A 23,885-nucleotide genomic window follows, 5' to 3' on the forward strand; every position below is an offset into this window, starting at 1 on the left:
GCCGCTGTTCGCCCGCCTCTATCGCGCCTGCGAAGATAACAACCTGGCCGAGGCTCAGCGCTGGGCGGCGTACCTGCTCGCCTGCAGAGAAACCCGCGAGCTGCGCGAAGAGGAGCGTAATCGCGGGGCGGCGTTCACCCGACTGCTTGCCGACTGGCAGCCGGAGTGTCCCAAAGAGTGGCGGACGCTGTGCCAGCAAAGCCAGCTGGCCGGCATGGCCTGGCTTGGCGTGCGCTGGCAAATTAGCCTCCCCGACCTGGCGCTGAGCCTCGGCTACAGCTGGATTGAGGGCGCGGTGATGGCCGGCGTTAAGCTGGTGCCCTTTGGGCAACAGGCGGCGCAGCAGCTGATCATCCGCCTGTGCGATCGCTATGCGGCGGATATGGCCAGCGCGCTCGCCGCCCCGGACGAGGCGATCGGCTCCTCCACGCCGCTGACCGCCATCGCCTCCGCCCGACATGAAACGCAGTATTCCCGATTATTCCGTTCTTAGGAGAAAGCATGAACAACTACAAACATCCGCTGCGCGTGGGCGTCGGCGGCCCGGTCGGTTCCGGGAAAACCGCGCTGCTGGAAGCGCTGTGTAAAGCCATGCGCAATACCTATCAGCTGGCCGTCGTCACCAACGATATCTATACCAAAGAAGATCAGCGCATCCTCACCGAAGCCGGCGCGCTGGAGCCGGAACGGATCGTCGGCGTCGAAACCGGCGGCTGCCCGCATACCGCCATCCGAGAAGACGCGTCGATGAACCTGGCGGCGGTGGAAGCGCTGAGCGAAAAGTTCGGTAACCTCGAGCTTATCTTCGTCGAAAGCGGCGGCGATAACCTTAGCGCAACCTTTAGCCCCGAGCTGGCGGATCTGACCATCTACGTTATCGACGTGGCGGAAGGGGAGAAAATCCCGCGTAAAGGCGGCCCGGGGATCACCAAATCGGACTTCCTGGTGATCAACAAAACCGACCTTGCACCGTATGTGGGCGCCTCGCTGGAAGTGATGGAGCGCGACACCATGCGGATGCGCGGCGAGCGTCCGTGGGCCTTTACTAACCTGAAAAGCGGCGACGGCCTGCAGAGCATCATTGACTTCCTCGAAGACAAAGGCATGCTGCGCCGCTAGGCCGTGCACCATCCGGACGCGCCCGCGCCCGGATGGTGCATTCGACGCCCTCTTTTTATCCTCCCCTTCCCCACGGCCCCTGCGGCGCCTGCTCTACGAAGTGGCATAAGGTTTGCTAATTACAGTCATACCTGACCATTAAGGAATGACTATGTCGTCACTGGATATAAAAACTGAGCTACCTGCGCAAACCGGCACAGCCGGCTCCCGTGAAACATTAGAAGATTACACCCTGCGCTACGCTCCGCTGAGCTTTCGCCGCTGGGGGCCAGGCGTCGTCGCCGTCACCGCGCTGGGCGGCATTGCCTACCTGGCCGACTTTTCAATCGGCGCCAGCATCGGCATGGCGTGGGGCACAACCAACGCCATTTACTCGATTCTGCTGGCCGCGCTGGTGATTTTCCTCACCGGTATTCCGCTGGCGATCACCGCCGCCCGCTATAACATCGATCTCGATTTAATCACCCGCAGCGCCGGGTTCGGCTATTTTGGTTCGGTCATTACCAGCATCATTTTTGCCGGATTTACCTTTATCTTCTTCGCCCTTGAGGGCTCGATTATGGCGCAGGGGCTGCTGGTTGGCCTCGGGATCCCGCTGTGGATGGGCTACCTCATCGCCACCCTGATGGTGCTGCCGCTGGTTGTTTACGGCATGAAGGCCCTGACCCGTCTGCAGGTCTGGACCACGCCGCTGTGGCTGGTGCTGATGGTCGTGCCGGTGGCCTGGCTTATCGCTAAAGACCCGGAGCTGGTGGACGGCTTTATGAACTTTACCGGCAAGAACGACGCCTCGCGCGTGGATTTAACCGCCATCATGCTGGGCGCCGGGGTCTGCCTGTCGCTGATCATGCAGATCGGCGAGCAGATTGACTATCTGCGCTTTATGCCGCCGAAGACGGCGGAGAACAGCCGGAGCTGGTGGCTGGCGGTCTTTTCCGCCGGTCCGGGCTGGGTGGTGCTGGGGGCGATCAAGCAGATTATTGGCGCCTTCCTCGGCTTCTACCTGCTGACCCGCTTCCCGGCGGTACATAACACCGAGCCGGTTCAGCAGTTCGTCAGCGTCTTTGATAACATGGTGCCCGGCTGGCTGGCGCTGACCCTGGCCGTGGTGCTGGTGGTTATCTCGCAGATTAAAATTAACGTCACCAACGCCTACTCCGGCTCGCTGGCCTGGACCAGCGCCTGGACGCGCACCACCCGCAGCTATCCGGGGCGGATCGTCTTTGTTGTCGTCAACCTCGCCATTGCGCTGGCGCTGATGGAGGGCGATATGTTCAGCGCCCTGTCGTGGATCCTCGGCTTTTACTCCAACTTTGCCATTGCCTGGGTCGTGGTGGTGGCGACCGATATTACCGTCAATAAGGGCCTGCTGAAGCTGGCGCCGGCCCAGCCGGAGTATCGCCGGGGGATGATCCATAACGTTAACCCGGTGGGGGTAGTTTCCTTTGCTCTCGCCGCCGGACTCTCTATCTGCGCGTTCTTCGGCCTGCTCGGCGCCACCCTCGCCCCGTTCTCGCCGCTGATTGCGCTGGTTATAGCGCTGGTGATGACGCCGCTGATGGGCATCCTGACCCGCGGGCGCTACTACATCAAACAGCACGATGACGGCATTGCCGAACCGCGCTACGACGCGCAGGGGAACGCCTCCACCACCGTGTACCGCTGCATTACCTGCCGGGAAGAGTACGAGCGTCCGGACGTAATGCACTCGGCAAAACATCAGGGGGCCATTTGCTCGCTGTGTAAGAGTATGGAATAGCGAAGAAAAGTAGAGTGCAAAAAGTCAGGCCGACGCGAGGTCGGCCTGTGAGCAGGATCAGGCCGCCGGCAGCTCGGCGAGCGGCCAGCGCGGACGCACGGTGACGCCGAGATCGGGCTTCGCGCCGGTCCGCAGGCGCACCATTCCGGCATAGGCGATCATCGCGCCGTTGTCGGTACAGAACTCGGGGCGGGCGTAGAAGACTTCCCCGCCGCGCTTTTGCATCATCTCAGCCAGCTTCGCACGCAGCGTGCGGTTGGCGCTCACGCCGCCCGCCATCACCAGGCGCTTAAAGCCGGTCTGATCCAGCGCCCGTCGGCACTTAATCATCAGCGTATCCACCACCGCATCTTCAAACGCCCGCGCAATGTCCGCCCGGGTCTGGTCGTCATTCTCATTATTGCGGATGGTGTTGGCGGCAAAGGTCTTCAGGCCAGAGAAGCTAAAATCCAGCCCCGGGCGATCGGTCATCGGCCGCGGGAAGACAAAACGGCCTTCGCTGCCCTGGGCGGCCATTTTAGAGAGCATCGGGCCGCCGGGATAATCGAGCCCCAGCAGCTTGGCGGTCTTATCGAACGCTTCCCCTGCCGCATCGTCTATCGATTCACCCAGCAGCTCATACTGGCCAATGCCGGTCACGCTAATCAGCTGGGTATGGCCGCCGGAAACCAGCAGCGCCACAAAAGGATAGTCCGGCGGATTATCTTCCAGCATCGGCGCCAGCAGATGCCCTTCCATATGGTGTACCGGGATCGCCGGAACGTTCCAGGCGAAAGCCAGCGAACGGCCCACCGTGGCGCCAACCAGCAGCGCGCCGACCAGCCCCGGTCCGGCGGTGTAGGCAACCGCATCGATATCTTTTGCCGTCAGCCCGGCCTCTTTCAGCGCCGCCTGGATCAGCGGCACCGTTTTACGCACGTGATCGCGCGAAGCCAGCTCAGGCACCACGCCGCCGTAGTCAGCGTGAAGTTTCACCTGACTATACAATTGGTTGGCCAGCAGGCCTTGCTTATCGTCGTAAATGGCGATGCCGGTTTCATCGCAGGATGTTTCAATACCCAGTACACGCATGTCTTGTTTTACCTCGCTCTAATACCGCGCAGTTTAGGACCAATGCGGGTTGATGTATACCCTAAGAATTGCGGGCAGCAGCGCGACGAGGGCCGGGGCCCACAAGGGATACGCGACCGGGGCCGGCGGTAAAAGCCTGGCGCGGGACGCTCGCAGGCGCGGCGAACATAAAACTTTGTTCGCCCCGGCAAGAACCCTCGTGTATACTCCTCACCCTTATAAAAGTCCTTTCAAAAAGGGCGCAGGTGCTTTACAAAGCAGCAGTAGTTGCAGTAAAATTCCGCACCATTTTGAAATAAGCTGGCGCTGATGCCAGCAGCAAACCGAATTAATCAAAGGTGAGAGGCACATGCCGGTAATTAAAGTACGTGAAAACGAGCCGTTCGACGTAGCTCTGCGTCGCTTCAAGCGTTCCTGTGAAAAAGCAGGTGTTCTGGCGGAAGTTCGTCGTCGTGAGTTCTATGAAAAACCGACTACCGAACGTAAGCGCGCTAAAGCTTCTGCAGTGAAACGTCACGCGAAGAAACTGGCTCGCGAAAACGCACGCCGCACTCGTCTGTACTAATCTGTTGAGGGCTACAGCCCTCAATTCAGGCTGAGTTGTAAGTTGTAAGGCCGTGCTTCCGGAAGGAATGCGCGGCTTATTTTCGTTTATGCATTAGCATATACACTCACCCCTTCAGGATGCACCAAAGCAGCATAAGAGCGAATCCCGGGAGCTGACTGACGTCGGCGGCAGGGGCGCATCGGCGCTGAAGCAGCTTGTTGGATAAGGTGTATAATTACGGGGCCTATGGCTGGACGAATCCCACGCGTATTTATCAATGACCTGCTGGCGCGAACCGACATCGTCGATCTTATCGACGCGCGGGTAAAGCTCAAAAAGCAGGGCAAGAACTACCACGCGTGCTGTCCATTTCATAACGAAAAAACCCCCTCTTTTACCGTCAACGGTGAAAAACAGTTTTACCACTGCTTCGGCTGCGGTGCGCACGGCAACGCCGTCGACTTCCTGATGAACTACGACAAGCTCGAGTTCGTGGAGACGGTCGAAGAGCTGGCCGCCATGCACAACCTTGAAGTGCCGTACGAAGCGGGCAGCGGACCCAGTCAGATTGAGCGCCATCAACGGCAAAGTCTCTATCAGCTGATGGATGGTCTGAATGCGTTTTATCAGCAGTCTTTGCAGCAACCCGCCGCCGACCCCGCGCGCCAGTATCTGGATAAGCGTGGTTTAAGCAGCGAGGTCATTGCGCGCTTTGCGATTGGCTACGCGCCACCCGGTTGGGATAACGTTTTAAAACGTTTTGGCGGCAATCAAGAAAACCGCCAGTCGCTTATCGACGCCGGCATGCTGGTGACTAACGATAAGGGACGCAGTTACGACCGCTTCCGCGAACGGGTCATGTTCCCGATCCGCGATAAGCGAGGCCGGGTAATTGGTTTTGGTGGTCGCGTGCTGGGTGATGCCCTGCCGAAGTACCTTAACTCCCCGGAAACCGATATTTTCCATAAAGGTCGTCAGCTGTACGGCCTGTATGAAGCGCAGCAGAACAACGCCGAACCGCCGCGCCTGTTAGTTGTCGAAGGCTATATGGACGTCGTAGCGCTGGCGCAGTACGACATTAACTATGCCGTCGCCTCCCTTGGCACCTCGACGACAGCCGACCATATTCAGCTGCTGTTCCGGGCGACCAATCAGGTCATCTGCTGTTACGACGGCGACCGGGCGGGTCGCGAGGCAGCATGGCGAGCGCTGGAGACGGCGCTGCCCTATATGACCGACGGCCGCCAGCTGCGCTTTATGTTTCTACCCGACGGTGAAGACCCGGATACGCTGGTGCGTAAAGAGGGTAAGGCCGCGTTTGAAGCGCGGATGGAGCAGGCTCAGCCGCTCTCCACGTTTTTGTTTAACAGCCTGCTGCCGCAGGTTGATTTGAGCACCCCGGACGGGCGCGCGCAGCTCAGCACGCTGGCGCTGCCGCTGATCACGCAGGTTCCGGGCGAGACGCTGCGCATCTATCTGCGCCAGGAGTTGGGCAACAAGCTGGGGATTTTAGATGACGCCCAGCTTGAACGTTTAATGCCAAAGCTGACAGAAAATGGCGCACCGCGCCCTGCTCCACAGCTAAAACGCACGACCATGCGTATACTGATAGGACTGCTGGTGCAAAATCCGGATCTGGCACCGCTGGTACCGCCTTTAGCGGGCCTGGATCAGCGTAGAATGCCGGGACTGGGCTTATTCAGCGAACTGGTTAACACCTGTCTGTCTCAGCCAGGTCTGACCACCGGGCAACTTTTAGAGCAGTATCGCGGCACAAATGAGGCCGCCACCCTTGAAAAACTGTCGATGTGGGACGATATAGCAGATAAAGATATCGCGGAAAAAACCTTCACCGACTCGCTCAACCATATGTTTGATTCACTGCTTGAACTGCGACAGGAAGAGTTGATAGCTCGCGATCGCACGCACGGCTTAAGCAGTGAGGAACGCCGGGAGCTCTGGACTATCAGCCAGGAGCTGGCAAAAAAATGAATTGCACGGCTTAAGTGCCGAATATCGTTCGGGAAGCCCCCGACAGCCGCGCTGAGGCGCAGCGGCAATAATATAAGTACGCCCTCGCTTTAAATGCTGGCAGTTTGTCTGCCAACACCAATCAAACGAATTAAGTGTGGATACCGTCTTATGGAGCAAAACCCGCAGTCACAGCTGAAGCTTCTTGTCCAACGTGGTAAGGAGCAAGGCTATCTGACCTATGCCGAGGTCAATGACCATCTGCCGGAAGATATCGTCGACTCCGATCAGATCGAAGACATCATCCAAATGATCAATGATATGGGCATTCAGGTGATGGAAGAAGCACCGGATGCCGACGATCTGCTGCTGGCTGAAAACAGCAACAACACCGACGAAGATGCAGAAGAAGCAGCTGCACAGGTTCTGTCCAGTGTTGAATCAGAGATCGGACGTACGACTGACCCGGTGCGCATGTATATGCGCGAAATGGGTACCGTGGAACTGCTGACCCGCGAAGGCGAAATTGACATCGCTAAGCGCATCGAAGACGGGATCAACCAGGTCCAGTGCTCCGTTGCCGAATATCCGGAAGCCATTACCTACCTGCTGGAACAGTACGATCGCGTTGAAGCTGAAGAAGCGCGTCTGTCAGATCTGATCACCGGATTCGTCGATCCGAACGCCGAAGAAGACATGGCGCCAACCGCCACGCACGTCGGCTCCGAACTGTCTCAGGAAGAGATGGATGACGACGAAGAAGATGAAGAAGAAGAAGACGACGACAGCAGCGATGACGACAACAGCATCGACCCTGAGCTGGCGCGCGAGAAATTTGCCGAGCTGCGTACGCAGTACGAGCTGACCCGCGACACCATCAAAGCAAAAGGCCGTAGCCACGCTGCAGCACAGGAAGAAATTCTCAAGCTGTCTGAAGTCTTTAAACAGTTCCGCCTGGTACCGAAACAGTTCGATTACCTGGTCGGCAGCATGCGTAGCATGATGGACAGAGTGCGTACTCAGGAACGCATCATCATGAAGCTGTGCGTCGAACAGTGCAAAATGCCGAAGAAAAACTTCATCACTCTGTTCACCGGCAACGAAACCAGCGAAACCTGGTTCAACGCCGCCGTGGCCATGAACAAACCGTGGTCTGAAAAGCTGCACGACGTCAAAGAAGACGTTCAGCGCGGCCTGATGAAGCTGCAGCAGATTGAAGAAGAAACCGGCCTGACCATCGAGCAGGTGAAGGATATCAACCGTCGTATGTCCATCGGTGAAGCGAAAGCCCGCCGTGCGAAGAAAGAGATGGTTGAAGCAAACTTGCGTCTGGTTATTTCTATCGCCAAGAAATACACCAACCGCGGCCTGCAGTTCCTCGACCTGATTCAGGAAGGTAACATCGGCCTGATGAAGGCGGTAGATAAGTTCGAATACCGTCGCGGCTACAAGTTCTCCACCTATGCAACCTGGTGGATCCGTCAGGCGATCACCCGCTCCATCGCGGATCAGGCGCGCACCATCCGTATTCCGGTGCATATGATTGAGACGATCAACAAGCTCAACCGTATCTCCCGCCAGATGCTGCAGGAAATGGGCCGCGAGCCGACGCCGGAAGAGCTGGCCGAGCGCATGCTGATGCCGGAAGATAAAATTCGTAAGGTGCTGAAAATCGCCAAAGAGCCGATCTCCATGGAAACGCCGATCGGTGACGATGAAGATTCACATCTGGGTGATTTCATCGAGGATACCACCCTCGAGCTGCCGCTGGATTCCGCCACCACGGAAAGCCTGCGCGCTGCCACCCATGACGTTCTGGCCGGCCTGACCGCCCGTGAAGCGAAGGTCCTGCGTATGCGTTTCGGTATCGACATGAATACCGACCACACGCTGGAAGAAGTGGGTAAACAGTTCGACGTCACCCGCGAGCGTATTCGTCAGATCGAAGCGAAAGCGCTGCGCAAGCTGCGCCACCCGAGCCGCTCTGAGGTTCTGCGTAGCTTCCTCGACGATTAATCGTCAGGCAATAAATGCAAAAAGCTCCCCACGGGGAGCTTTTTTTTGCCCGGCGTTTACCCCCAGGCGCAAAGGCTATAGCCCGCGCGTCGCCAGCGCATCGTCAAGCTCGCGATACGCCTCCACCAGCTTATCGAGCGTCGCCCGGTTTAGTCCGCTGGGATTCGGCAGCACCCACAGCTCGGTCGCCCCGATAGTCGCCTGCTGCCTGCCCCACTGCACGCTGCGCGCCTGAAACGCCTTCTCAAAGGCCTGCTTGCCGAGAACCGCCAGCGCCCGCGGCTGATACTCCTCTATTTTCCGCACCAGCTCTCGCCCGCCGCTGCGCAGCTCCTGCAGCGCTACCTCGCTGGCCTGCACCGTCGGACGCTCCACCAGCATGGTGATCCCGCAGCGGGTGTCGAGCAGCTGGAGCTCCTCTTCCGGCTTCAGCAGCCGATCGGTAAAGCCGGCCTGGTGAATCACCTTCCAGAAGCGGTTTCCCGCGTGCGCGAAGTGAAAGCCGGTATGGGCGGAGGATTTTCCCGGATTGATCCCACAGAAGACCACCCGCAGGTTCGGTGCCAGAATATCGTTAATCATCTTATCCCCTGCTCAATAGCTAAAAGGTAATTATAAAGGATTGAAAATGCGTTGTTTATAAAAACAGCAGCCGCGCGTTTTAGGCTGGATTGCGTCTGCCAGTTACTTTATAATCCCTCGCCACGGCCCCTTAGCTCAGTGGTTAGAGCAGGCGACTCATAATCGCTTGGTCGCTGGTTCAAGTCCAGCAGGGGCCACCAAATTTCAGTTTTAAGATCATATGATTAAGCCACTCGAAAGAGTGGCTTTTTTGTTATGTGAGTTTATCTCAGGCATAAAAAAACCGCATCTGGCGAGTGTTTATCATAGCGACAACGGGCGCTGTCGGTTACGGATGGGCGACTATCTTTTCTGATGTGGCAATCAGAAAAGCTGCAGGGTCAGCGCAGGGTACGAAATCGCGCTGATGCATCTATGTGAAACAAGCACTCCCAGGAAGAACCGCATCAACAAGGAGGAGATCAGCAATCCCGGTGGTCGGCTTCCCCCAGCTTCCAGTAGGCGGTGATGTCCACGTTTTTCCGGCTGCGTCCTGATTTGAATAACGCCTGACGAATCTGAATGACATCGCCGTGCTCTCCGGCCCCCCATACCTTTTCAGGGGCAAGGCGCTGGATTGTATTAATCACGTGCGCACAAAAATCATCAGACCGGGGGGACAAGCGGGTTACGCTAAGCCTGCAGCAGACCGGCGGCGGCGGATAATCTTGTTTGTCATCGAGAGCCAGAATAACGTGTGCGGTGACATGTGCTGCCAGCGTCGGAATAATAGCAAATATCGCAGGAATAGCCGTTTCGTCGCCAAACAGCAGCAGGGAGTTGATCCCCTGTACGTCCAGCCCTTCCCTGGGGCCGGCAAGGCGAACAATCTCTCCGGGACATGCGTTTGTTATCCAGCTCATGGCGGGGCCGCTGCCATGTCGGACAATATCAAGGCTGAGCGTCCTCTCCTCCCGATTCAGGCTACCGATCGTGTAGGCTCGGCCAGGGCCCTCCGCCTCTCCGGGCGGGGAAAAAAAGACCTTCACCCAGGCGCCGGGCAAAGCATCAGCAAAATGGGCCACCGCCTCACCAGACAGCACCACACGCGTCATTCGTGGGTTAATGTCGGCAATCTGGCGAATGCTGGCCGGGCGTAACAGGCGACTTTCATGCTTATCCACGCGTACCGCTCCTCTCACTTAAGGGATAAAAGATGCCTTCTTCCCGGGAGAAACCGCGTTTAGCGCACTCAGCATGACGTCCCGGGTTTGATTAAGATGCTCCGTCAGTATGGCAATCGCCCGATCGGCATCATTGGCAAGGATCGCCTCCAAAAGCTCATTGTGGTCGGCGTTACGCTCCCCTTCTTCTGCCGTGACGGGTAATAAAACGCGCTGATAGATAGAAAAAGCCTCAGCCAGCTGTTTTATCATCAGAAACAGCCAGTCGCTCCCACAATTTTCCATCATGATAAAGTTGAAATCCTCATGCCGAGAGTGCCATCCTGGATTGAGTCTTCCAGGCTCTTCAGCCAGCGTTTGCGGCGTATGCACCAGACGATGGTTCGCAGCCACCAGCCGCGCCTGCCACTCCACATCTCGCGTTGCAATTGATTTTCGCAGAGCGATACCTTCAAAAAGAATTCGCTGCTCGGTGAGATCCCGAAGGTCATCAGCATCCAGCCCACGAACGCTAAAACCCTGCTGAGGGGCCACCTCTACGAGCAATTCACCCGCCAGACGATTCAGTGCTTCCCTGATAACGTTGAGGCTGACATCAAAGCGATGGGCCAGCTCAGAAATCTTCAGCTTGTTCCCCGGCATCAATTGCCCGGTCAGAATCAGTTCCCTGATACGAGCATAGATCGTCTGGTTCAGCGACCTTCCTTCCTTGAGCGTTTTCATTGCAACCTCTGTTTAATTTTCAATAAGTTAATTTTAAAAGTCCATCATTATGTTAATAGTAGCACAAAAGATGTTAAGAAGATATTAATACTAAAAACTTATAATTAACAAAAAAATCCATTTTTTACTTTAAAAAAGTTTTTTGCCGGTTATTATCAGCCCTACACCCTATCCGACCCAGGAGTTGATATGTCTCATACACTGAAGAGGTCATTTTTTGAGTTTGAAGGTATGGAGGTAGGTTATTACGCTGGCGGAGAGGGAGAACCGCTCATGATGATTCACGGTTCAGGCCCGGGCGCATCCAGTCTCGGAAACTGGAGTCGGGTGCTGGATGGCCTGAGCCAGCGTTACCGCATCTATGCGATGGATCTGATTGGCTTTGGCATCAGCGGCCGCAAACCTGCGCCGCCCTATTTCGATTTCGGAATGTGGGTTCGCCAGGCTAAAGCGATGCTCGACTTGATCGACGCGCCGCAAATCGGCGTCATCGGCCATTCTCTGTCGGCGGCAATCGCCCTGCAACTGGCCTCAGCCGACCGGCGAATTTCCGCAGTATTAACCACCGGCGCCATCGGTGCCCCTTTTTCCGTATCCGATGCAACCAGACGTATATGGCGCTGCCCGGAAAACCGAGTCGAATTAGTGTCGGCACTTAGCACATTAATTCATGATACATCCATTATTGACGATGACTATATTGCTGCACGCGAGCCGGTTGTTTTTGCCCAAGGCTATGCCGATTACTTTAATAGCATGTTTTCCGGCGACCCACGGCAATACGTAGAACAAACGACGCTGAGCGAACAAACCTTGTCGGCAATTCATTGTCCGGTAATCATGCTGCATGGCCGCGAAGATATTCCATTCCCGCCGGAAACTTCTGAAGTGCTGGCAAAAAAGATAAAACAGGCCGATCTTTATATTCTTCATGGATGCTCGCATTCGGTAGCGTTTGAACGAAGCCGCTCCTTTTTGTCAGCGGTAAATCAGCTTTTTAGTTAATCCTTTTTCTTTTACCCGAGGTCGCGAACACGGATTATATTATTACGGGTTAATACTACATCTGGAAACATGCCGCCTTTTATTTCGAAAACGCCATTAAATCTGGGGGGACACATCTGTCCCTGTGTTTTGTGAAGCGAGGAAACAATAATGAACGGGCTGTCTCAATATAAAAACACACCTGCATCTTTACGTTTAACCTGTTTTATTACATCGATAATATTTTCAGTATTAATGACCTCGCCAGCCAGAGCGGAAGAGGATCGCCTGGTGGGACTTATCCCAGCAATAACCTCAGCCAAGCCATTTAAACTGGCGGTGACGGTAGTACACCTTAATGATGACTTTTATAAAGGTATCATTTACGGCATTACCGATGAAGCCAGGCGGACTGGGGTGAATGTCGTGCAGGTTTCCGTAGCCGGCGCTTACGGCAACGTCCGTGAACAGTTTGCTCAGCTTGAAGCCTTTAAAAGCATTGGCGCCGACGTCGCCGTATTGGCCCCGGCCGCCTATAACGGTTTCGATCCCATAATCAAATCCCTTAAAGACGCGGGCATTAAGGTCGCTTCGGTCGGTATCCCGGTTGACAGTAAGAACATCGATTTTGGTGTACTTCAGGACGACACCTATATTGGAAAACTGATGGCCGATGCGGTGTGCAAAGCCGCTGCAAAACCCAAAAAAGTGGCGATGATCCCGGGCCCGGCCGGCGCCGAGTGGGTGCGTCTACGCTACGAAGGCTTTAAAGCCGAAGCCCAGAAATGCGCCAGCCCGGTTTCAGTGATTGATTCGGCGTTCGGCGGCGGCATTGATTTGCAGGAAGGGCTGGCCAAAGCGTCCGATCTGATGCTGCGTAACCCGGATATTAACTTCATTTATACCCCGCAGATTACCCTTGGCATGGGGGCCGTTCAGGCGATACGCCAGCAGCATCGCGATGCTGCCGTGGTCAGCTCCGCAATGGTGAAACGGGCGGTGCCAATGATTGAGGATGGCAAAATGCTGGCGGTGGTTTCCGAACCGGGGATCATCATGGGTCGCCTGATCGTGCAGTACGCCATTCGCGAAATGGAAAATAAACCCCTGCCAAATCTGGCCCCAGCTGGCGCCGACGGTCTGAGCTACGCCCACTATAACGTGCCGAATAAAGTGCTGGATAAGAGCAACGTCGCGACACACCCCTTTGAAACCTATGAAATTGCACCGGCGGACTGGAAAGTCCCGGCGATGCAGTAACGCGAGCAGAGGGAAGTACGGATGCACAATGTTGAGACCACCACGAGTCCGAATTATCCCCTGCTGCGTATCAGCGGATTGTCCAGGCGATTTGGCGCAACCCAGGCGCTGAACAACGTCTCGGTTCAGTTTGCCGCCGGAGAAATCCACTGCCTGTTGGGTGAAAACGGCGCCGGAAAATCAACCATTGGAAAAATCATCAGTGGGCTCTATCCCGCTGATGAGGGAAGTATCTGGTATGACGAACAGCGGGTAGCCTTCAACAGCTCCCGGGAAGCACGGCACGCAGGTATTGTCATGGTTTATCAGGAGCTGTCTCTGGCACCGAGTTTATCCGTACGCGCCAACCTGTGGCTGGGGGCGGAGCAAGGAAAAACGCTCCTCTCGCTCACTCGTCGCGCTCAGGAGAAGGCCAGGGTAATGGAAGTCCTAACCCAGCTTGGTCTGGACGATATCGATATGGAAAGCGCGGTTGGCCATTTTCCGGTCGCGATTCAGCAGCTGATTGAAATCGGCAAATCGCTGATGTCGCAACCTCGGGTCATTATTTTTGATGAGCCAACCGCCATGCTCGGCGCGGTTGAAAAAGAGATGTTCTTCAGCGTCCTGCGGCGGCTGCGTGAAACCGGCATCGCATCGGTACTGGTAACGCATCATATCGATGATGTACTCGCCGTCAGCGATCGCGTCACCATTATGCGCAACGGCCAGATGGTGGATGCCTTTCAGGTAACCCCGGAGGTAACGGCAGATTTCATCGTCTCGCGGCTGACGGGCAAAGCGCCGGGTAGCCACCGCGTGGAGAACAAGAGGGAGCAGAACTTCCCTCCCCTGCTCGATTTTGAAAATCTGCCGGTCAGCGGCGGCGGGAGCCGGGTCTTCAGCTTGGGGAAAGGCGAAATACTGGGTATCTACGGCGTCGTCGGCTGCGGTGGCGACGTGCTGGTGCAAAACCTGGTGGGCTTTATCCCGACACCGCATGACGCCTCGTCTCGTTTCCGGCTGGATGGCTATGAATGGCGTCCCAAAAGCGTGGTGGATGCGCTGAAAAGCGGCGTGGCGTGGCTACCTGCGGGTCGGGCCAGTAATGGCGTTTATCCCACGCTGTCGATTGCTGAAAATCTGATGATGACGCAGTTGAAGGCCTTCAGCCTGGCGGGATTCATCCGCCCCCGTCAGGCTGATGCCAGCGCCGATAAGATTCTCAAAGCCTGCGGGGTTAAGTTCGCCGACAAGCACGATTTACTGACCAGCCTGAGCGGCGGCAATCAGCAGAAGGTATTGCTGGCGAGGGCGATGGCAAGCGCAAAGAAAGTTCTGGTGCTGGAGGAGCCTACTGCAGGAGTGGATATCGATGCCAAATACGAAATCCATCAGCGCATTCGGGCGCTGGCGAACAGCGGTGTCTCGGTGATCCTGCTTTCCAGTGATTTAGCCGAAACCATGTCCCTGTGCGATACGGTCTGGACTCTGTTTCACGGCTGCGTGGTGAACACTTATCGCACGCCGGATGAGCACGACAAGGCATCAATTATTGCCGATGTGGTGGGGCAAGAAGCATCCGATGATGGCCCCAATGAATCAAGCGTTAGCCTGAAGCAGGAGTGGATGTGATGAATACAAGCAGAGATGTCAGCCTGATAGTCCCTCAAAAATCGGCGGTAAAACGTAAATTCTCGATGTCCGACTGGATGCTGCCGCTGCTGGTGGTCGTTGTTGCGATTGTGACGGGGATTATTCAACCGCGGTTTTTATCGGTGAGTAACGGTATTAACCTGGCCTGCCAGCTCGCGCCGCTGTTAATACTCTCTCTCTGGGACAGGCGGTGGCGGTGATACGAGGAGGGCTCGATCTTTCACTCTCTTCCGCCATGTCGCTGGCAGGAGTGGCCGGGGTCATGGTGATGAATCACGCCGGCATTCCCGCCGGGCTGCTGGTGATGGTGCTGGTGGGCTCCCTCACCGGCGCGGCGTCAGGCATGCTGATCTCCTTTTTCAATACTTCGCCTCTGGTGATCACGCTGGGTATGCTCTCCGTCGCTCAGGCATTTGCGCTGATTCTTTCCGGCGGGGTGCCAATATATGACGTTCCCGCCGCGTATATTGACGCAGTCGGTTACGGCACGCTGCTGGGGATACCGGTGATGGTATGGATTGCCGTTGCGCTGACCGCAGCCATTGGCGTGCTGCTGAAATACACCCTGTTTGGCCGCTACGTTTACGCCATGGGATCTAACGTCTCCGCCGCGTCCAAATCCGGCATTAATGTCCGCCTTAATACGGTGCTGGTTTATATGGTCAGCGGGTTCTGCGCCGGTATCGGCGCCATTATCCTCACCGCCTGGACCAGTTCCGCACAGCCGATTGCGGCAGCGAATCTGACGCTGCAATCGCTGGCAGCCGTGGTACTTGGCGGCGTAGCGCTCACCGGCGGAGCCGGAAATTTGCGCCAGGTGATTACCGGCGTGGTAGTCCTGACGCTGCTTTCCAACGTAATGAATATGGTCGGCGTATCGGCATATTACCAGACGCTTGCCGTCGGCGTGGTCATTATTCTGGCGGTAGTCCTTGACCGGTTTCGCCGTCGCGAATCGTACTGATATTCGTCGCCAGTATTTATTCGAAACAGGTTGAACATTCTTACCATTATTTATCCTGCTATAAGGAGTGTTGCTATGTCTAAAAACGTTACCTATATCAACCCTGAAAATGCCAGCCCGGCGCAGGGGCTCTACTCTAACCTGACCAAAGTCCGCACAGGCGATCTCTATTATATTTCCGGACAGCTTGCGGTCGGTTATGACGGCAGCGTGGTCGGCAAAGGCGATTTCGATGCGCAGTTTTCACAGGTATTTAAAAATCTCGGAGATGTGCTCCGCGCCGTCAATTGCGATTTTAATGATGTGGTAAAGTTCAATACCTATCTGGTGGCGTCGCAGCACATCGAAAATTTCATGAAAAATCGTAAGGCGCTTTTTCCCAGCCTGTTCGCAACCTCCGACTATGCGCCCAATACCCTGCTGGTGGTCGATCGTCTGGTGAAAGAAGAGTTTCTGATTGAAGTGGAAGCCGTTGCCCGCGCACGCGATTAATTACAGGACTGCAGGAAAGGTTAATTATGAAGCTAGTAACTTATGTCTATTCAGACAGTAAGAGAATTGGCGTTATTAATCACGCTGGAAATATTATCGACGTCAGCGACATTGTAAACTCCAATGACATGAATGTGCTTATCGAGCATTTTTCGGAAATAGAGAGCAGCTTAAAATTATGCTGTGAAGGTTCAGGCAAAAACGCGGTGGCCATTGACGACGTGCGTCTGCTGGCGCCAATCCCAGCCACGCGGCGCAATATTTTCTGTGTTGGCAAAAACTACTATGCGCACGCCGAGGAGTTCGGTAACAGCGGTTATGACTCCAGCGCGGCGGCGGGCAACGTACCGGCGAACCCGATCATCTTCAGCAAACCAGCGACTTCCATCTGTGGCCCTGATGACGCCATCGACAGCACGCTGGATCCGCACAACACCATCGACTATGAAGCCGAACTGGCGGTGGTGCTGGGCAAAAAGGGGCGGATTGCGCAGGGCGAGGACCCCATGTCCTTCGTCTTCGGCTATACCCTGGTGAATGACGTCACTTCTCGCCACTTGCAGAAACTGCATAGCCAGTGGCTGCTGGGAAAAGGAATTGATGGATTTTGCCCGATGGGGCCGGTTCTGGTCACCGCCGATGAGTTTGGCCCCCCCGGTAGCCAGACGATCTCCTGCCATGTGAATGGTGAACTGCGCCAGCAAGCATCCGTTTCCGACCTGATTTTTGATATCCCGCGATTAATCAAAACCATCGGCCAGAATATTACCCTGCTGCCCGGGGACGTCATTGCTACCGGGACGCCCGCAGGTGTAGGTCTGGGATTTACGCCGCCCCGTTATCTTGCCCACGGCGATAGCGTGACGGTTTCAATGAATGAAATTGGGCAGTTAACCAATACCATTATCTGATTAAGAAGAAGGTCCCCATGGCTAAGATTGTCAGTGCAATCAGTATGTCCCACGTTCCCGGCGCATTAGGCTGGGCCGACGCGCCTTCCCCTGAACAGCGCCAGCGGCTGGCGGAAATTCATGCCAGATTAAAACAGTGTATCGATGAAACTCAGCCCAATCTGATCGTTGCCTTTTTAGACGATCACTTTGAGAACAATTTTCGTAATTTAATGCCGACGTTAGGTGTACCCGTTAGTGATGCGAATATCGGCCCAGCCGAATATATGATGGAAGCGCTGAAATTTGATAAACAGCACCCTATTGCCAGCAACGCTGAAATTGCGCAGCTGCTCCTGGAAAAGCTGATCCACGGCGGATTTGAAGCCACCCGGATGGGGCCGATTGAATACGGTAATAACCTGATGATGCCGCTGGTGTTTATTAATCCGGAATTCAATATCCCGGTCGTTCCGGTATATATCAACGTCTTCTCTCCACCGCTAATGCCCTATTCACGCGCCTACGATCTCGGCCTGAAAGTACGTGAAATCATCGACGCTCTGCCGGATGAGTTCCGCGTGCACTTTCTCGCCACCGGCGGGCTGTCGCACTGGCCTCCGGTCTGGACGGAAGGCGCGCCGGAAGGCGATGAGCTGCTGCAGCGTATGAAGGTCTACCAAACCATCGGCAAAGAGGCCCTGATAAACGACCCGACGCTCTATACCGATTTCGCTCAGTATGAAATTGAAATGATGAGCAAAATGGAGTGGCCGCTGGGTAACAGTCACCCGCTGGTCAACGAAGAGTGGGACCGCGAGATGCTGGAGCGTTTCGAAGCCGGTGACGTCAGCTACATGCGCGCGCTGACCTACGACGAAGTGGAAGAACGCGGCGGCCACGGTGGCCATGAGGCCCTGAACTGGGTGGCGCTAATGGGGGCCATGAGAGGGGCCCGTCCGGACTATGTTGCCTATGAATCGGTACCGGAGTGGATCACCGGCATGAGCTATCTGACCTATCCAGGCCAGAAATAAGGGGAAGCGTGATGGCAAGAATCGCAATAGTAGGCGCCGGCATGGGTGGTCTGGCCTTTGCTTCGGTCATGAGAAACGGTCAGCACCAGGTGACGATATATGAACAGGCCAGCGAACTGGCCGAGCTGGGCGCGGGTATCTCCTTATGGGCTAACGGCACGCGCTTGTTTGAAGAGATGGGCATCGCCGCGCAGATGGCGGCACGATCCTGTGAAACGGAGATGGCGTTCTTCAGAAATGAGGACGGCAGCGTGGCCGGTTCTCAACCGTTGGCCCGAGAGAACTGGTACCGGAATGAGTATGGCTATCCCTATTACGGGGCATTCCGCACCCATCTTCAGTCGGCATTGCTCGATGTGATTGGCAAACAGACCATTCGGCTGAACAAACAGCTGGTACGGCTGGAAGAGGCAGACGATGAAATCATATTACATTGGGCGGATGGCTCAAGGGACAGCGCCGATTTAGTGGTGGGTGCAGACGGCATTAAGTCGGTCGTACGGCAGTATGTCAGCCCCGACGCGTCGCCGGTGTTTACCGGCAACAGCGCGTTTCGCGGGCTGGCGAAAACAGCCGAACTCGATCTGCTGCCGGAGCCGCGCTCCTTTACCGACTGGATGGGTAACGGCATGCACGTGCTGAATTTTCCTGTAGGCAAAAATTTCGAATATCAGACCATCGTGGTGTTTATGGATGGGCCGGAAAAATGGCCGGACGAATCGTGGCGTGTCCCGGCAGATGCGAAGCGTGTTCGCAGCCATTTTACCGGCTGGCACCCTGCCGTCGGCCAGTTGCTGGAGCACGTTAATCTGGCAGAGCGCTGGGGAATGTTTCAGGTTAGCCAGATGTCCTCCTGGCATCGCGGGCGGGCGGTGCTGATTGGCGATGCAGCCCACGGAATGATGCCGCACCACGGACAGGGCGCGATCTCCTCTTTTGAGGATGCGGTAGCCCTGGCACATATCCTCAACGATAGCGCCACGACATCTATTGCCGGCGGGCTCGAGCGCTATGAGCAAGAGCGCAAAGGACGCGGCGAGAAAATTCAGCAATCCTCCCGGCGGCTTAATGATTGCCTTCACCTTCCGGCCGGACAGGATCGCACCAGGCGTAATGCGGTACTCAATAGCCTGGAACAGCATTTCTCCTGGCTACACAGCTATAAAATTGGCGTTTAACCGCTGAGCTGAGCAGGCATCTGCCTGCTCAGAATCGCCTTTGTAGGCACGTTGGCGGTGCGAAGCGACGCTATTCCCGAACGTCCTGGCTGGCTGATTTTAAAATAATCCATTGCATATCATTATCTTGAAGGAAGCTTATTCGCAAGAGGCACGGTTATTGCCTGATTAAGCCATGGGCCAATAAACATCGCATTCTTTTACAGGTATCAGCATGCTCAACACATCGGTAGTACTGTCGGTAGGAATCGAAGACAAGGTGTCGCCCACCCGCACGTTGATGTTTGCTCTACAGCACCTGCTGGCGTTGACCGGGATATGGGTTTTTCCGGTCATCATTGGCGCCTCGCTGAATCTCAGCAATGAGCAGACCGGCACCATCGTACAGGCCTGCTTTTTTACGACCGGTATCGTCACCATTTTGCAATCGGGCCGCTTTCTACGCCTTCCGGTCGTACAAGGGCCAACGGCCGCCTTTATGGTTGCCGTATTGGGATCGGCGCATAGCGTTGGGCTGGGCACCGCTTTTGGGTCGATGTTTGTGGCGGCTTTAATCTTCGCTGTACTCTCCATGCCGCTGAAGCGGCTGGGGATAACCGGCCTGCTGATCCGCTATATATCTCCTCCTATCGTTTTTGGCTCCCTTCTGGTGATTATTGGCGCACAGCTCGCCAGCATCGGTCCTGCAGGCTGGTTCAGCACCGCCAGCGGCGGAACGCTGAGCACCAGCTTTATCGCCGCGCTGGCGACCATTCTCGCTATTATTGGCTGCATGGTGTTTGGCCGCCATGATCTGATAAAACGCGGTGCGCTGCTGTGGGGGATCGTCGTTGGCGTAGTGGTGTTTAAGCTGCTGACAACGTGGCATCTACCCGATCTCGCCAACGCGCCGTTTGTCGCGTTACCGCACTTCTTCGCTTTCGGATTCGGCGTGTCGCTGCCGGTGGTTTTGCTGATGATGCTGGCGTTTCTGCAGGCCTCAGCGGAAGCAATGGGCATGTATTCACTGCTGGCCGACTGGGGCGGTCAAACGCTGACGACCCAGCGAATTAATCGCGGACTGTTTACCGAGTTTATCGGCTGCGCCATTGGCGCGGCGGCAGGCGGTTTGGGCACGACGTCGTACCCGGAAAATGTTGGCATTATCCGGGTTTCGGGCGTTGCCAGCCGTTTTGTCACATTGACTGCCGGGGTCCTCTCGCTGCTTATCGGATTACTGCCGCAGGTTGGCCTGCTGCTGGCGTCGCTTCCTCAACCCGTACTTTCTGCCGCCTCCTCCATTCTGTTTGGCATCATAACCCTGAGCGGGATACAGATAATGGCGCGAATTCACTGGGATGAACTGAATCTCGCCGTGGCAGCGCCCGCTTTCATACTCGCCATGGGGAGTATGTATCTACCGCCAGAGGTGTTGAATCTGCTGCCCGGCTCCCTGAAGGGCATTGTGGCGCAGCCGATGATTGTTGGCATCATCCTGCTGATTTTCCTCAACCTCATTATCAATGTATTTGTGCGCGGCTTACGCAAGCCCGCGTTTGAAGAGGAGACGCTTTAATGACGGGAAAAGTGACGTGGCCGATAAATCCTGCTCGTACCGCGCTGATCGTGGTGGATATGCAAAAGGTGTTTTGCGTCGAAGGCGAGGGGCTATATGTTCCTGAGACCGCGAACATTATCGAAAACATTCAGGCCCTCAGCAGCCTGATGCGGCAGCGTAAAATGCCGGTGATCTATCTGCGCCACGTGGTGCGGGGAGACGGCGAAGATACCGGGCGGATGCTTGATTTCTATCCTAACGTTAATGAACTTTTAGGACGCGGTAATCCGGCGGTTGAAATTATTGACGCGCTCGCCCCCGTGCCTGGCGACATTGTGGTTGATAAGCTGTTTTACAGCGGTTTTCACAACACTGACCTGGATATGATTTTACGAATGAAGGATATCGACACCCTGATTGTCTGCGGCACGGTGACCAACGTCTGCTGTGAAACCACCATTCGCGATGGCGTGCATCGCGAATACAAAATGATAGCCCTGAGCGATGCAAATGCTGCAATGCCCTATCCTGATATGGGGTTTGGTGAAGTGAGCGCCGCAGAGGTTCAGCGTATCTCCCTGAGCGCTATGGCCTATGAATTTGCCGAGGTTACCGACACGCCCGATATCATGGCGCGGATTCAACTCGCCGACTAAGCCTTCTTGCCTGAAGCCCCCTGCCGGGCAGGGGGTTGCGTAAAGCGTTCAGCTATAGCCAGCGATAAAAGCCCCTTATGCATAGCAGGCCCCCTCTTACGCTTTCCCAACGTCGGGCCGTTTACGCCGGCGGACGCCCGTCAGGATTCGGTCAGCGCCAGGTGCAGGCGGTCAGTCAGCGGCTTCAGCAGATAGTTCATCAGCGAACGCTCGCCGGTGCGGATAAACCCTTCAACCGGCATCCCGGGTCGAATCGTTAATCCCTGCAGCTTGTCCATCCCCTCCCGCGTGACCTTAACGCGGAGCGCGTAATAGGGTTTCCCGGTTTGTTCATCGACTAAGCGGTCCGCGCCGACCATCGTGACCTCCCCCGCCACGCGCGGCGTGGTGCTCTGATCGAAGGCCGAAAATAGCAGCTCCACCGGCAGGGCCTGATGCACCTTATCGATCAGCTCGACCGGTACGCGGGCTTCGACCTCCATCGGCGAATCCTCCGGGACGATCTCCATCAGCTGCTGCCCGGCCTGAATCACGCCGCCCTCGGTAAATACCGCCATGCCGACCACCGTTCCCGCCACCGGGGCCCGAATCTGCGTATCCTGCAGATCGGCCTGCGCTTTCTCCAGCTGGTTTTTCAGCGCGGCGATCTGCGCCTGACCGTCCGCCAGCTGGGTATTGACCTCTTTAGCGTACTCATCCCGACGCTGCTGCGCCTGCAGCCGCAGCTCGATCGCCTGCCGCTGCAGACGTCCGATGCTGCCGTAGGTTTGCGAAATCTCCCCCTCCACGCTGGCAAGCTCCCCCTCCATCGACAGTAGCTGATTGCGCGCCACGTAGCCCTTTGCCGCCAGCCCGCGGATGCCGGAGAGCTGCTCGTTGAGCAGGCGCTTTTGCTGCTGCTTGCTGCTCAGTAAAGACTGCATCCCGCCGAGCAGCGCCTGGGTACCGGCCACCCCTTCATCAATGGCCGCCAGCTCGCTGCGCAGGGCCGCGCGGCGGTTAACCAGGAGCTGACGCTGAAGCGCCAGCTGCTCCACCACCTCCGCTTCCTCCCTGACCGCCGCCAGCTCGGGCAGCAGCACGATCTCGCTCTCTCCCGTTCGCTCCGCCGCCCAGCGCGCCATCTGCAGCTGCAGGCTACGCAGCTGGCTTTGCAGCGCGTCGCGTCGGGTTTGCGTGGTCACGGTATTCATCACCACCAGCACCTGGCCTGCCTGCACCTTCTCGCCGTCGTGGACGCGGAGCTGCGCAATCACCCCGCCGCCGGGATGCTGCACCGCTTTACGGTTTCCCGTCACCACCACGCTGCCGGAGACCGGCACGCCGCGATCGAGCGGCGCGAAGCTGGCCCAGCAGAGAAACCCGCCAAATCCGACGATTACCAGCCATAATCCCCAGCGTAAATAGGCGCGTTCGCTGAACGATCCCTCATACCAGGCCAGCTGCTCGGACTGCGTCAGCGCTCTCATCATTTCCCCTCAGCGCGTACCCGCGGTGACACCGCGGTATAGCCCACGTTAAAACCGCCGTGCCGGCCCGCGCCGATCGGCGTTACCGCGCCGGAGGTCGGCGCGCCGGCCATGCCCGGCAGCTTTTTCAACACCTCGGCGCTCGGGCCCTCGTGCTGCATTCTGCCGCCGGAGAGCACCAGCAGGCGATCGGTAATCGCCAGAATCGCCGGTTTATGCGTCACCAGTACCACGCTTTTTCCTTTCTCTTTCAGAGTCAAAATGGCCTGCTGCAGCGCCGCCTCACCCTCTTTATCGAGGTTGGCGTTCGGCTCATCCAGCACCACCAGGGCCGGTAGGCCGTAAAGCGCGCGGGCCAGCGCCACCCGCTGGCGCTGGCCGCCAGACAGGCCGCTGCCGCCTTCGCCCAGCACCGTGTCATAGCCCTGCGGCAGGCGTAAAATCAGCGCGTGGATGCCGGCCATCTGCGCGGCCAGCACCACGCTATCGGCATCCACCTCGCCAAAGCGGGCAATATTTTCCGCCAGCGTCCCGGCAAACAGCTGGATATCCTGCGGCAGGTAGCCAATATGCGGACCCAGCGCCGTTTTATCCCACTGGTGGATTTCGGCATCGTCCAGCCGCACGCTGCCGGATAGCGGTTTCTGCACGCCGACCAGCTGCTTCATCAGCTGCGTTTTACCCGAACCGGAGGCGCCAATCACCCCCAGAACGGTGCCGGCAGCCAGCGCAAACTGCAGCTGCATCAATATCGGCTGACGCCCTCCCGGCGCCGTAATCGTCAGCTGCTCAACGCGTAAATGTCCCTGCGGCGCGGGCAGCGGTAAACGCT

General features: G+C 56.6%; 23 protein-coding genes and 1 tRNA gene. 18 read left to right on the plus strand and 6 right to left on the minus strand.

Annotation, left to right across the window (positions count from 1 at the left end):
- The 3 genes from PFH44_RS13110 to PFH44_RS13120 form a co-directional block, all read left to right on the plus strand.
- The coding region (locus PFH44_RS13110) for an urease accessory protein UreF (RefSeq protein WP_283825215.1) at positions 1 to 493 on the plus strand (493 nt) is incomplete at its 5' end.
- Between the two features lie 8 nt (positions 494 to 501).
- Positions 502 to 1,119, plus strand: coding sequence for an urease accessory protein UreG (gene ureG / locus PFH44_RS13115; protein WP_041147299.1), 618 nt, complete (start codon positions 502 to 504; stop codon positions 1,117 to 1,119).
- 151 nt (positions 1,120 to 1,270) lie between these two features.
- The gene (locus tag PFH44_RS13120; RefSeq protein ID WP_283825216.1) at positions 1,271 to 2,878 is read left to right on the plus strand and encodes a purine-cytosine permease family protein; all 1,608 of its coding nucleotides are present in this window, start codon (positions 1,271 to 1,273) and stop codon (positions 2,876 to 2,878) included.
- Between the two features lie 57 nt (positions 2,879 to 2,935).
- On the opposite strand, the gene tsaD is transcribed toward PFH44_RS13120, so the two are convergent.
- Positions 2,936 to 3,949, minus strand: coding sequence for a tRNA (adenosine(37)-N6)-threonylcarbamoyltransferase complex transferase subunit TsaD (gene tsaD, locus PFH44_RS13125; protein ID WP_041147301.1), 1,014 nt, complete (start codon positions 3,947 to 3,949; stop codon positions 2,936 to 2,938).
- Positions 3,950 to 4,298: 349 nt separating this feature from the next.
- On the opposite strand from tsaD, the gene rpsU reads away from it, so the two are divergent.
- The 3 genes from rpsU (at position 4,299) to rpoD (ending at position 8,483) form a co-directional block, all read left to right on the plus strand.
- Positions 4,299 to 4,514 carry a 30S ribosomal protein S21 gene (rpsU, locus tag PFH44_RS13130; RefSeq protein WP_001144069.1) on the plus strand — a complete coding sequence of 72 codons (216 nt, stop codon included), beginning with the start codon at positions 4,299 to 4,301 and terminating at the stop codon, positions 4,512 to 4,514.
- A gap of 228 nt (positions 4,515 to 4,742) precedes the next feature.
- Complete coding sequence (gene dnaG / locus PFH44_RS13135; RefSeq protein ID WP_128877153.1) at positions 4,743 to 6,488, plus strand: DNA primase; 1,746 nt, start codon at positions 4,743 to 4,745, stop codon at positions 6,486 to 6,488.
- 150 nt (positions 6,489 to 6,638) lie between these two features.
- Positions 6,639 to 8,483, plus strand: coding sequence for an RNA polymerase sigma factor RpoD (gene rpoD / locus PFH44_RS13140; RefSeq protein WP_045856808.1), 1,845 nt, complete (start codon positions 6,639 to 6,641; stop codon positions 8,481 to 8,483).
- Between the two features lie 75 nt (positions 8,484 to 8,558).
- Here rpoD and mug read toward each other — a convergent pair whose 3' ends face one another.
- Entirely contained in the window at positions 8,559 to 9,065 is a 507-nt protein-coding gene (mug, locus tag PFH44_RS13145; protein WP_045856806.1) for a G/U mismatch-specific DNA glycosylase, read from the minus strand.
- 124 nt (positions 9,066 to 9,189) lie between these two features.
- Between mug and PFH44_RS13150 the strand changes: the two genes are divergently transcribed.
- Positions 9,190 to 9,265 (plus strand) — tRNA-Ile (locus PFH44_RS13150).
- Positions 9,266 to 9,526: 261 nt separating this feature from the next.
- Here PFH44_RS13150 and PFH44_RS13155 read toward each other — a convergent pair.
- Positions 9,527 to 10,228, minus strand: a complete 702-nt coding sequence (locus PFH44_RS13155) for a siderophore-interacting protein (protein WP_283825217.1) — start codon at positions 10,226 to 10,228, stop codon at positions 9,527 to 9,529.
- An 18-nt stretch (positions 10,229 to 10,246) separates the two neighbouring features.
- Positions 10,247 to 10,951 carry a GntR family transcriptional regulator gene (locus tag PFH44_RS13160; protein WP_045856804.1) on the minus strand — a complete coding sequence of 235 codons (705 nt, stop codon included), beginning with the start codon at positions 10,949 to 10,951 and terminating at the stop codon, positions 10,247 to 10,249.
- A 189-nt stretch (positions 10,952 to 11,140) separates the two neighbouring features.
- Between PFH44_RS13160 and PFH44_RS13165 the strand changes: the two genes are divergently transcribed.
- From PFH44_RS13165 to PFH44_RS13215, 11 genes are all read left to right on the plus strand, one after another.
- Entirely contained in the window at positions 11,141 to 11,956 is an 816-nt protein-coding gene (locus tag PFH44_RS13165) for an alpha/beta fold hydrolase (protein ID WP_045856801.1), read from the plus strand.
- Between the two features lie 270 nt (positions 11,957 to 12,226).
- Complete coding sequence (locus tag PFH44_RS13170) at positions 12,227 to 13,195, plus strand: substrate-binding domain-containing protein (protein WP_227503034.1); 969 nt, start codon at positions 12,227 to 12,229, stop codon at positions 13,193 to 13,195.
- Between the two features lie 21 nt (positions 13,196 to 13,216).
- Positions 13,217 to 14,809: a sugar ABC transporter ATP-binding protein gene (locus tag PFH44_RS13175; protein WP_283825218.1), complete on the plus strand. Its 1,593-nt coding sequence runs from the start codon at positions 13,217 to 13,219 to the stop codon at positions 14,807 to 14,809.
- Positions 14,809 to 15,030 carry a hypothetical protein gene (locus tag PFH44_RS13180; RefSeq protein ID WP_283825219.1) on the plus strand — a complete coding sequence of 74 codons (222 nt, stop codon included), beginning with the start codon at positions 14,809 to 14,811 and terminating at the stop codon, positions 15,028 to 15,030. Before PFH44_RS13175 ends, PFH44_RS13180 begins: the two co-directional genes overlap by 1 nt.
- Positions 15,027 to 15,794, plus strand: coding sequence for an ABC transporter permease (locus PFH44_RS13185; protein WP_283825220.1), 768 nt, complete (start codon positions 15,027 to 15,029; stop codon positions 15,792 to 15,794). Before PFH44_RS13180 ends, PFH44_RS13185 begins: the two co-directional genes overlap by 4 nt.
- A gap of 75 nt (positions 15,795 to 15,869) precedes the next feature.
- Positions 15,870 to 16,286, plus strand: coding sequence for a RidA family protein (locus PFH44_RS13190; protein WP_045856797.1), 417 nt, complete (start codon positions 15,870 to 15,872; stop codon positions 16,284 to 16,286).
- 26 nt (positions 16,287 to 16,312) lie between these two features.
- On the plus strand, positions 16,313 to 17,197 hold the full coding sequence (locus PFH44_RS13195) for a fumarylacetoacetate hydrolase family protein (protein WP_045856795.1): 885 nt from the start codon (positions 16,313 to 16,315) through the stop codon (positions 17,195 to 17,197).
- Positions 17,198 to 17,214: 17 nt separating this feature from the next.
- A complete protein-coding gene (locus PFH44_RS13200; RefSeq protein WP_045856794.1) occupies positions 17,215 to 18,213 on the plus strand; it encodes a DODA-type extradiol aromatic ring-opening family dioxygenase in 999 nt (332 codons plus the stop codon).
- Between the two features lie 11 nt (positions 18,214 to 18,224).
- Complete coding sequence (locus PFH44_RS13205; protein ID WP_283825221.1) at positions 18,225 to 19,391, plus strand: FAD-dependent oxidoreductase; 1,167 nt, start codon at positions 18,225 to 18,227, stop codon at positions 19,389 to 19,391.
- A 214-nt stretch (positions 19,392 to 19,605) separates the two neighbouring features.
- Positions 19,606 to 20,946, plus strand: a complete 1,341-nt coding sequence (locus PFH44_RS13210; protein WP_283825222.1) for a uracil-xanthine permease family protein — start codon at positions 19,606 to 19,608, stop codon at positions 20,944 to 20,946.
- Positions 20,946 to 21,584 (plus strand): cysteine hydrolase family protein, encoded by a 639-nt coding sequence (locus PFH44_RS13215; protein WP_283825223.1) that lies wholly within the window; start codon positions 20,946 to 20,948, stop codon positions 21,582 to 21,584. The genes PFH44_RS13210 and PFH44_RS13215 overlap by 1 nt, the downstream gene beginning before the upstream one ends.
- A gap of 140 nt (positions 21,585 to 21,724) precedes the next feature.
- On the opposite strand, the gene PFH44_RS13220 is transcribed toward PFH44_RS13215, so the two are convergent.
- Both PFH44_RS13220 and PFH44_RS13225 read right to left on the minus strand, forming a co-directional pair.
- Entirely contained in the window at positions 21,725 to 23,053 is a 1,329-nt protein-coding gene (locus tag PFH44_RS13220; protein ID WP_283825224.1) for an HlyD family type I secretion periplasmic adaptor subunit, read from the minus strand.
- Positions 23,053 to 23,885 (minus strand): ATP-binding cassette domain-containing protein (locus PFH44_RS13225; protein WP_283825225.1); only part of this gene is annotated, 833 nt, incomplete at its 5' end. The genes PFH44_RS13220 and PFH44_RS13225, both read right to left, overlap by 1 nt.

Origin of the sequence: Klebsiella sp. Ech2A, from assembly GCF_030078455.1 — a bacterium.
In the GTDB taxonomy this organism is placed as follows: domain Bacteria; phylum Pseudomonadota; class Gammaproteobacteria; order Enterobacterales; family Enterobacteriaceae; genus Klebsiella; species Klebsiella terrigena.

Bases quoted from the DNA above. Each gene is read 5' to 3' on its own strand.
- PFH44_RS13180 (WP_283825219.1), top strand. From the start codon at position 14,809: ATGAATACAAGCAGAGATGTCAGCCTGATAGTCCCTCAAAAATCGGCG.
- PFH44_RS13175 (WP_283825218.1), top strand. From the start codon at position 13,217: ATGCACAATGTTGAGACCACCACGAGTCCGAATTATCCCCTGCTGCGT.
- PFH44_RS13210 (WP_283825222.1), top strand. From the start codon at position 19,606: ATGCTCAACACATCGGTAGTACTGTCGGTAGGAATCGAAGACAAGGTG.
- rpsU (WP_001144069.1), top strand. From the start codon at position 4,299: ATGCCGGTAATTAAAGTACGTGAAAACGAGCCGTTCGACGTAGCTCTG.
- ureG (WP_041147299.1), top strand. From the start codon at position 502: ATGAACAACTACAAACATCCGCTGCGCGTGGGCGTCGGCGGCCCGGTC.
- tsaD (WP_041147301.1), bottom strand. From the start codon at position 3,949: ATGCGTGTACTGGGTATTGAAACATCCTGCGATGAAACCGGCATCGCC.
- mug (WP_045856806.1), bottom strand. From the start codon at position 9,065: ATGATTAACGATATTCTGGCACCGAACCTGCGGGTGGTCTTCTGTGGG.
- rpoD (WP_045856808.1), top strand. From the start codon at position 6,639: ATGGAGCAAAACCCGCAGTCACAGCTGAAGCTTCTTGTCCAACGTGGT.
- PFH44_RS13200 (WP_045856794.1), top strand. From the start codon at position 17,215: ATGGCTAAGATTGTCAGTGCAATCAGTATGTCCCACGTTCCCGGCGCA.
- PFH44_RS13165 (WP_045856801.1), top strand. From the start codon at position 11,141: ATGTCTCATACACTGAAGAGGTCATTTTTTGAGTTTGAAGGTATGGAG.
- PFH44_RS13220 (WP_283825224.1), bottom strand. From the start codon at position 23,053: ATGAGAGCGCTGACGCAGTCCGAGCAGCTGGCCTGGTATGAGGGATCG.
- dnaG (WP_128877153.1), top strand. From the start codon at position 4,743: ATGGCTGGACGAATCCCACGCGTATTTATCAATGACCTGCTGGCGCGA.
- PFH44_RS13205 (WP_283825221.1), top strand. From the start codon at position 18,225: ATGGCAAGAATCGCAATAGTAGGCGCCGGCATGGGTGGTCTGGCCTTT.
- PFH44_RS13160 (WP_045856804.1), bottom strand. From the start codon at position 10,951: ATGAAAACGCTCAAGGAAGGAAGGTCGCTGAACCAGACGATCTATGCT.
- PFH44_RS13190 (WP_045856797.1), top strand. From the start codon at position 15,870: ATGTCTAAAAACGTTACCTATATCAACCCTGAAAATGCCAGCCCGGCG.
- PFH44_RS13195 (WP_045856795.1), top strand. From the start codon at position 16,313: ATGAAGCTAGTAACTTATGTCTATTCAGACAGTAAGAGAATTGGCGTT.
- PFH44_RS13215 (WP_283825223.1), top strand. From the start codon at position 20,946: ATGACGGGAAAAGTGACGTGGCCGATAAATCCTGCTCGTACCGCGCTG.
- PFH44_RS13120 (WP_283825216.1), top strand. From the start codon at position 1,271: ATGTCGTCACTGGATATAAAAACTGAGCTACCTGCGCAAACCGGCACA.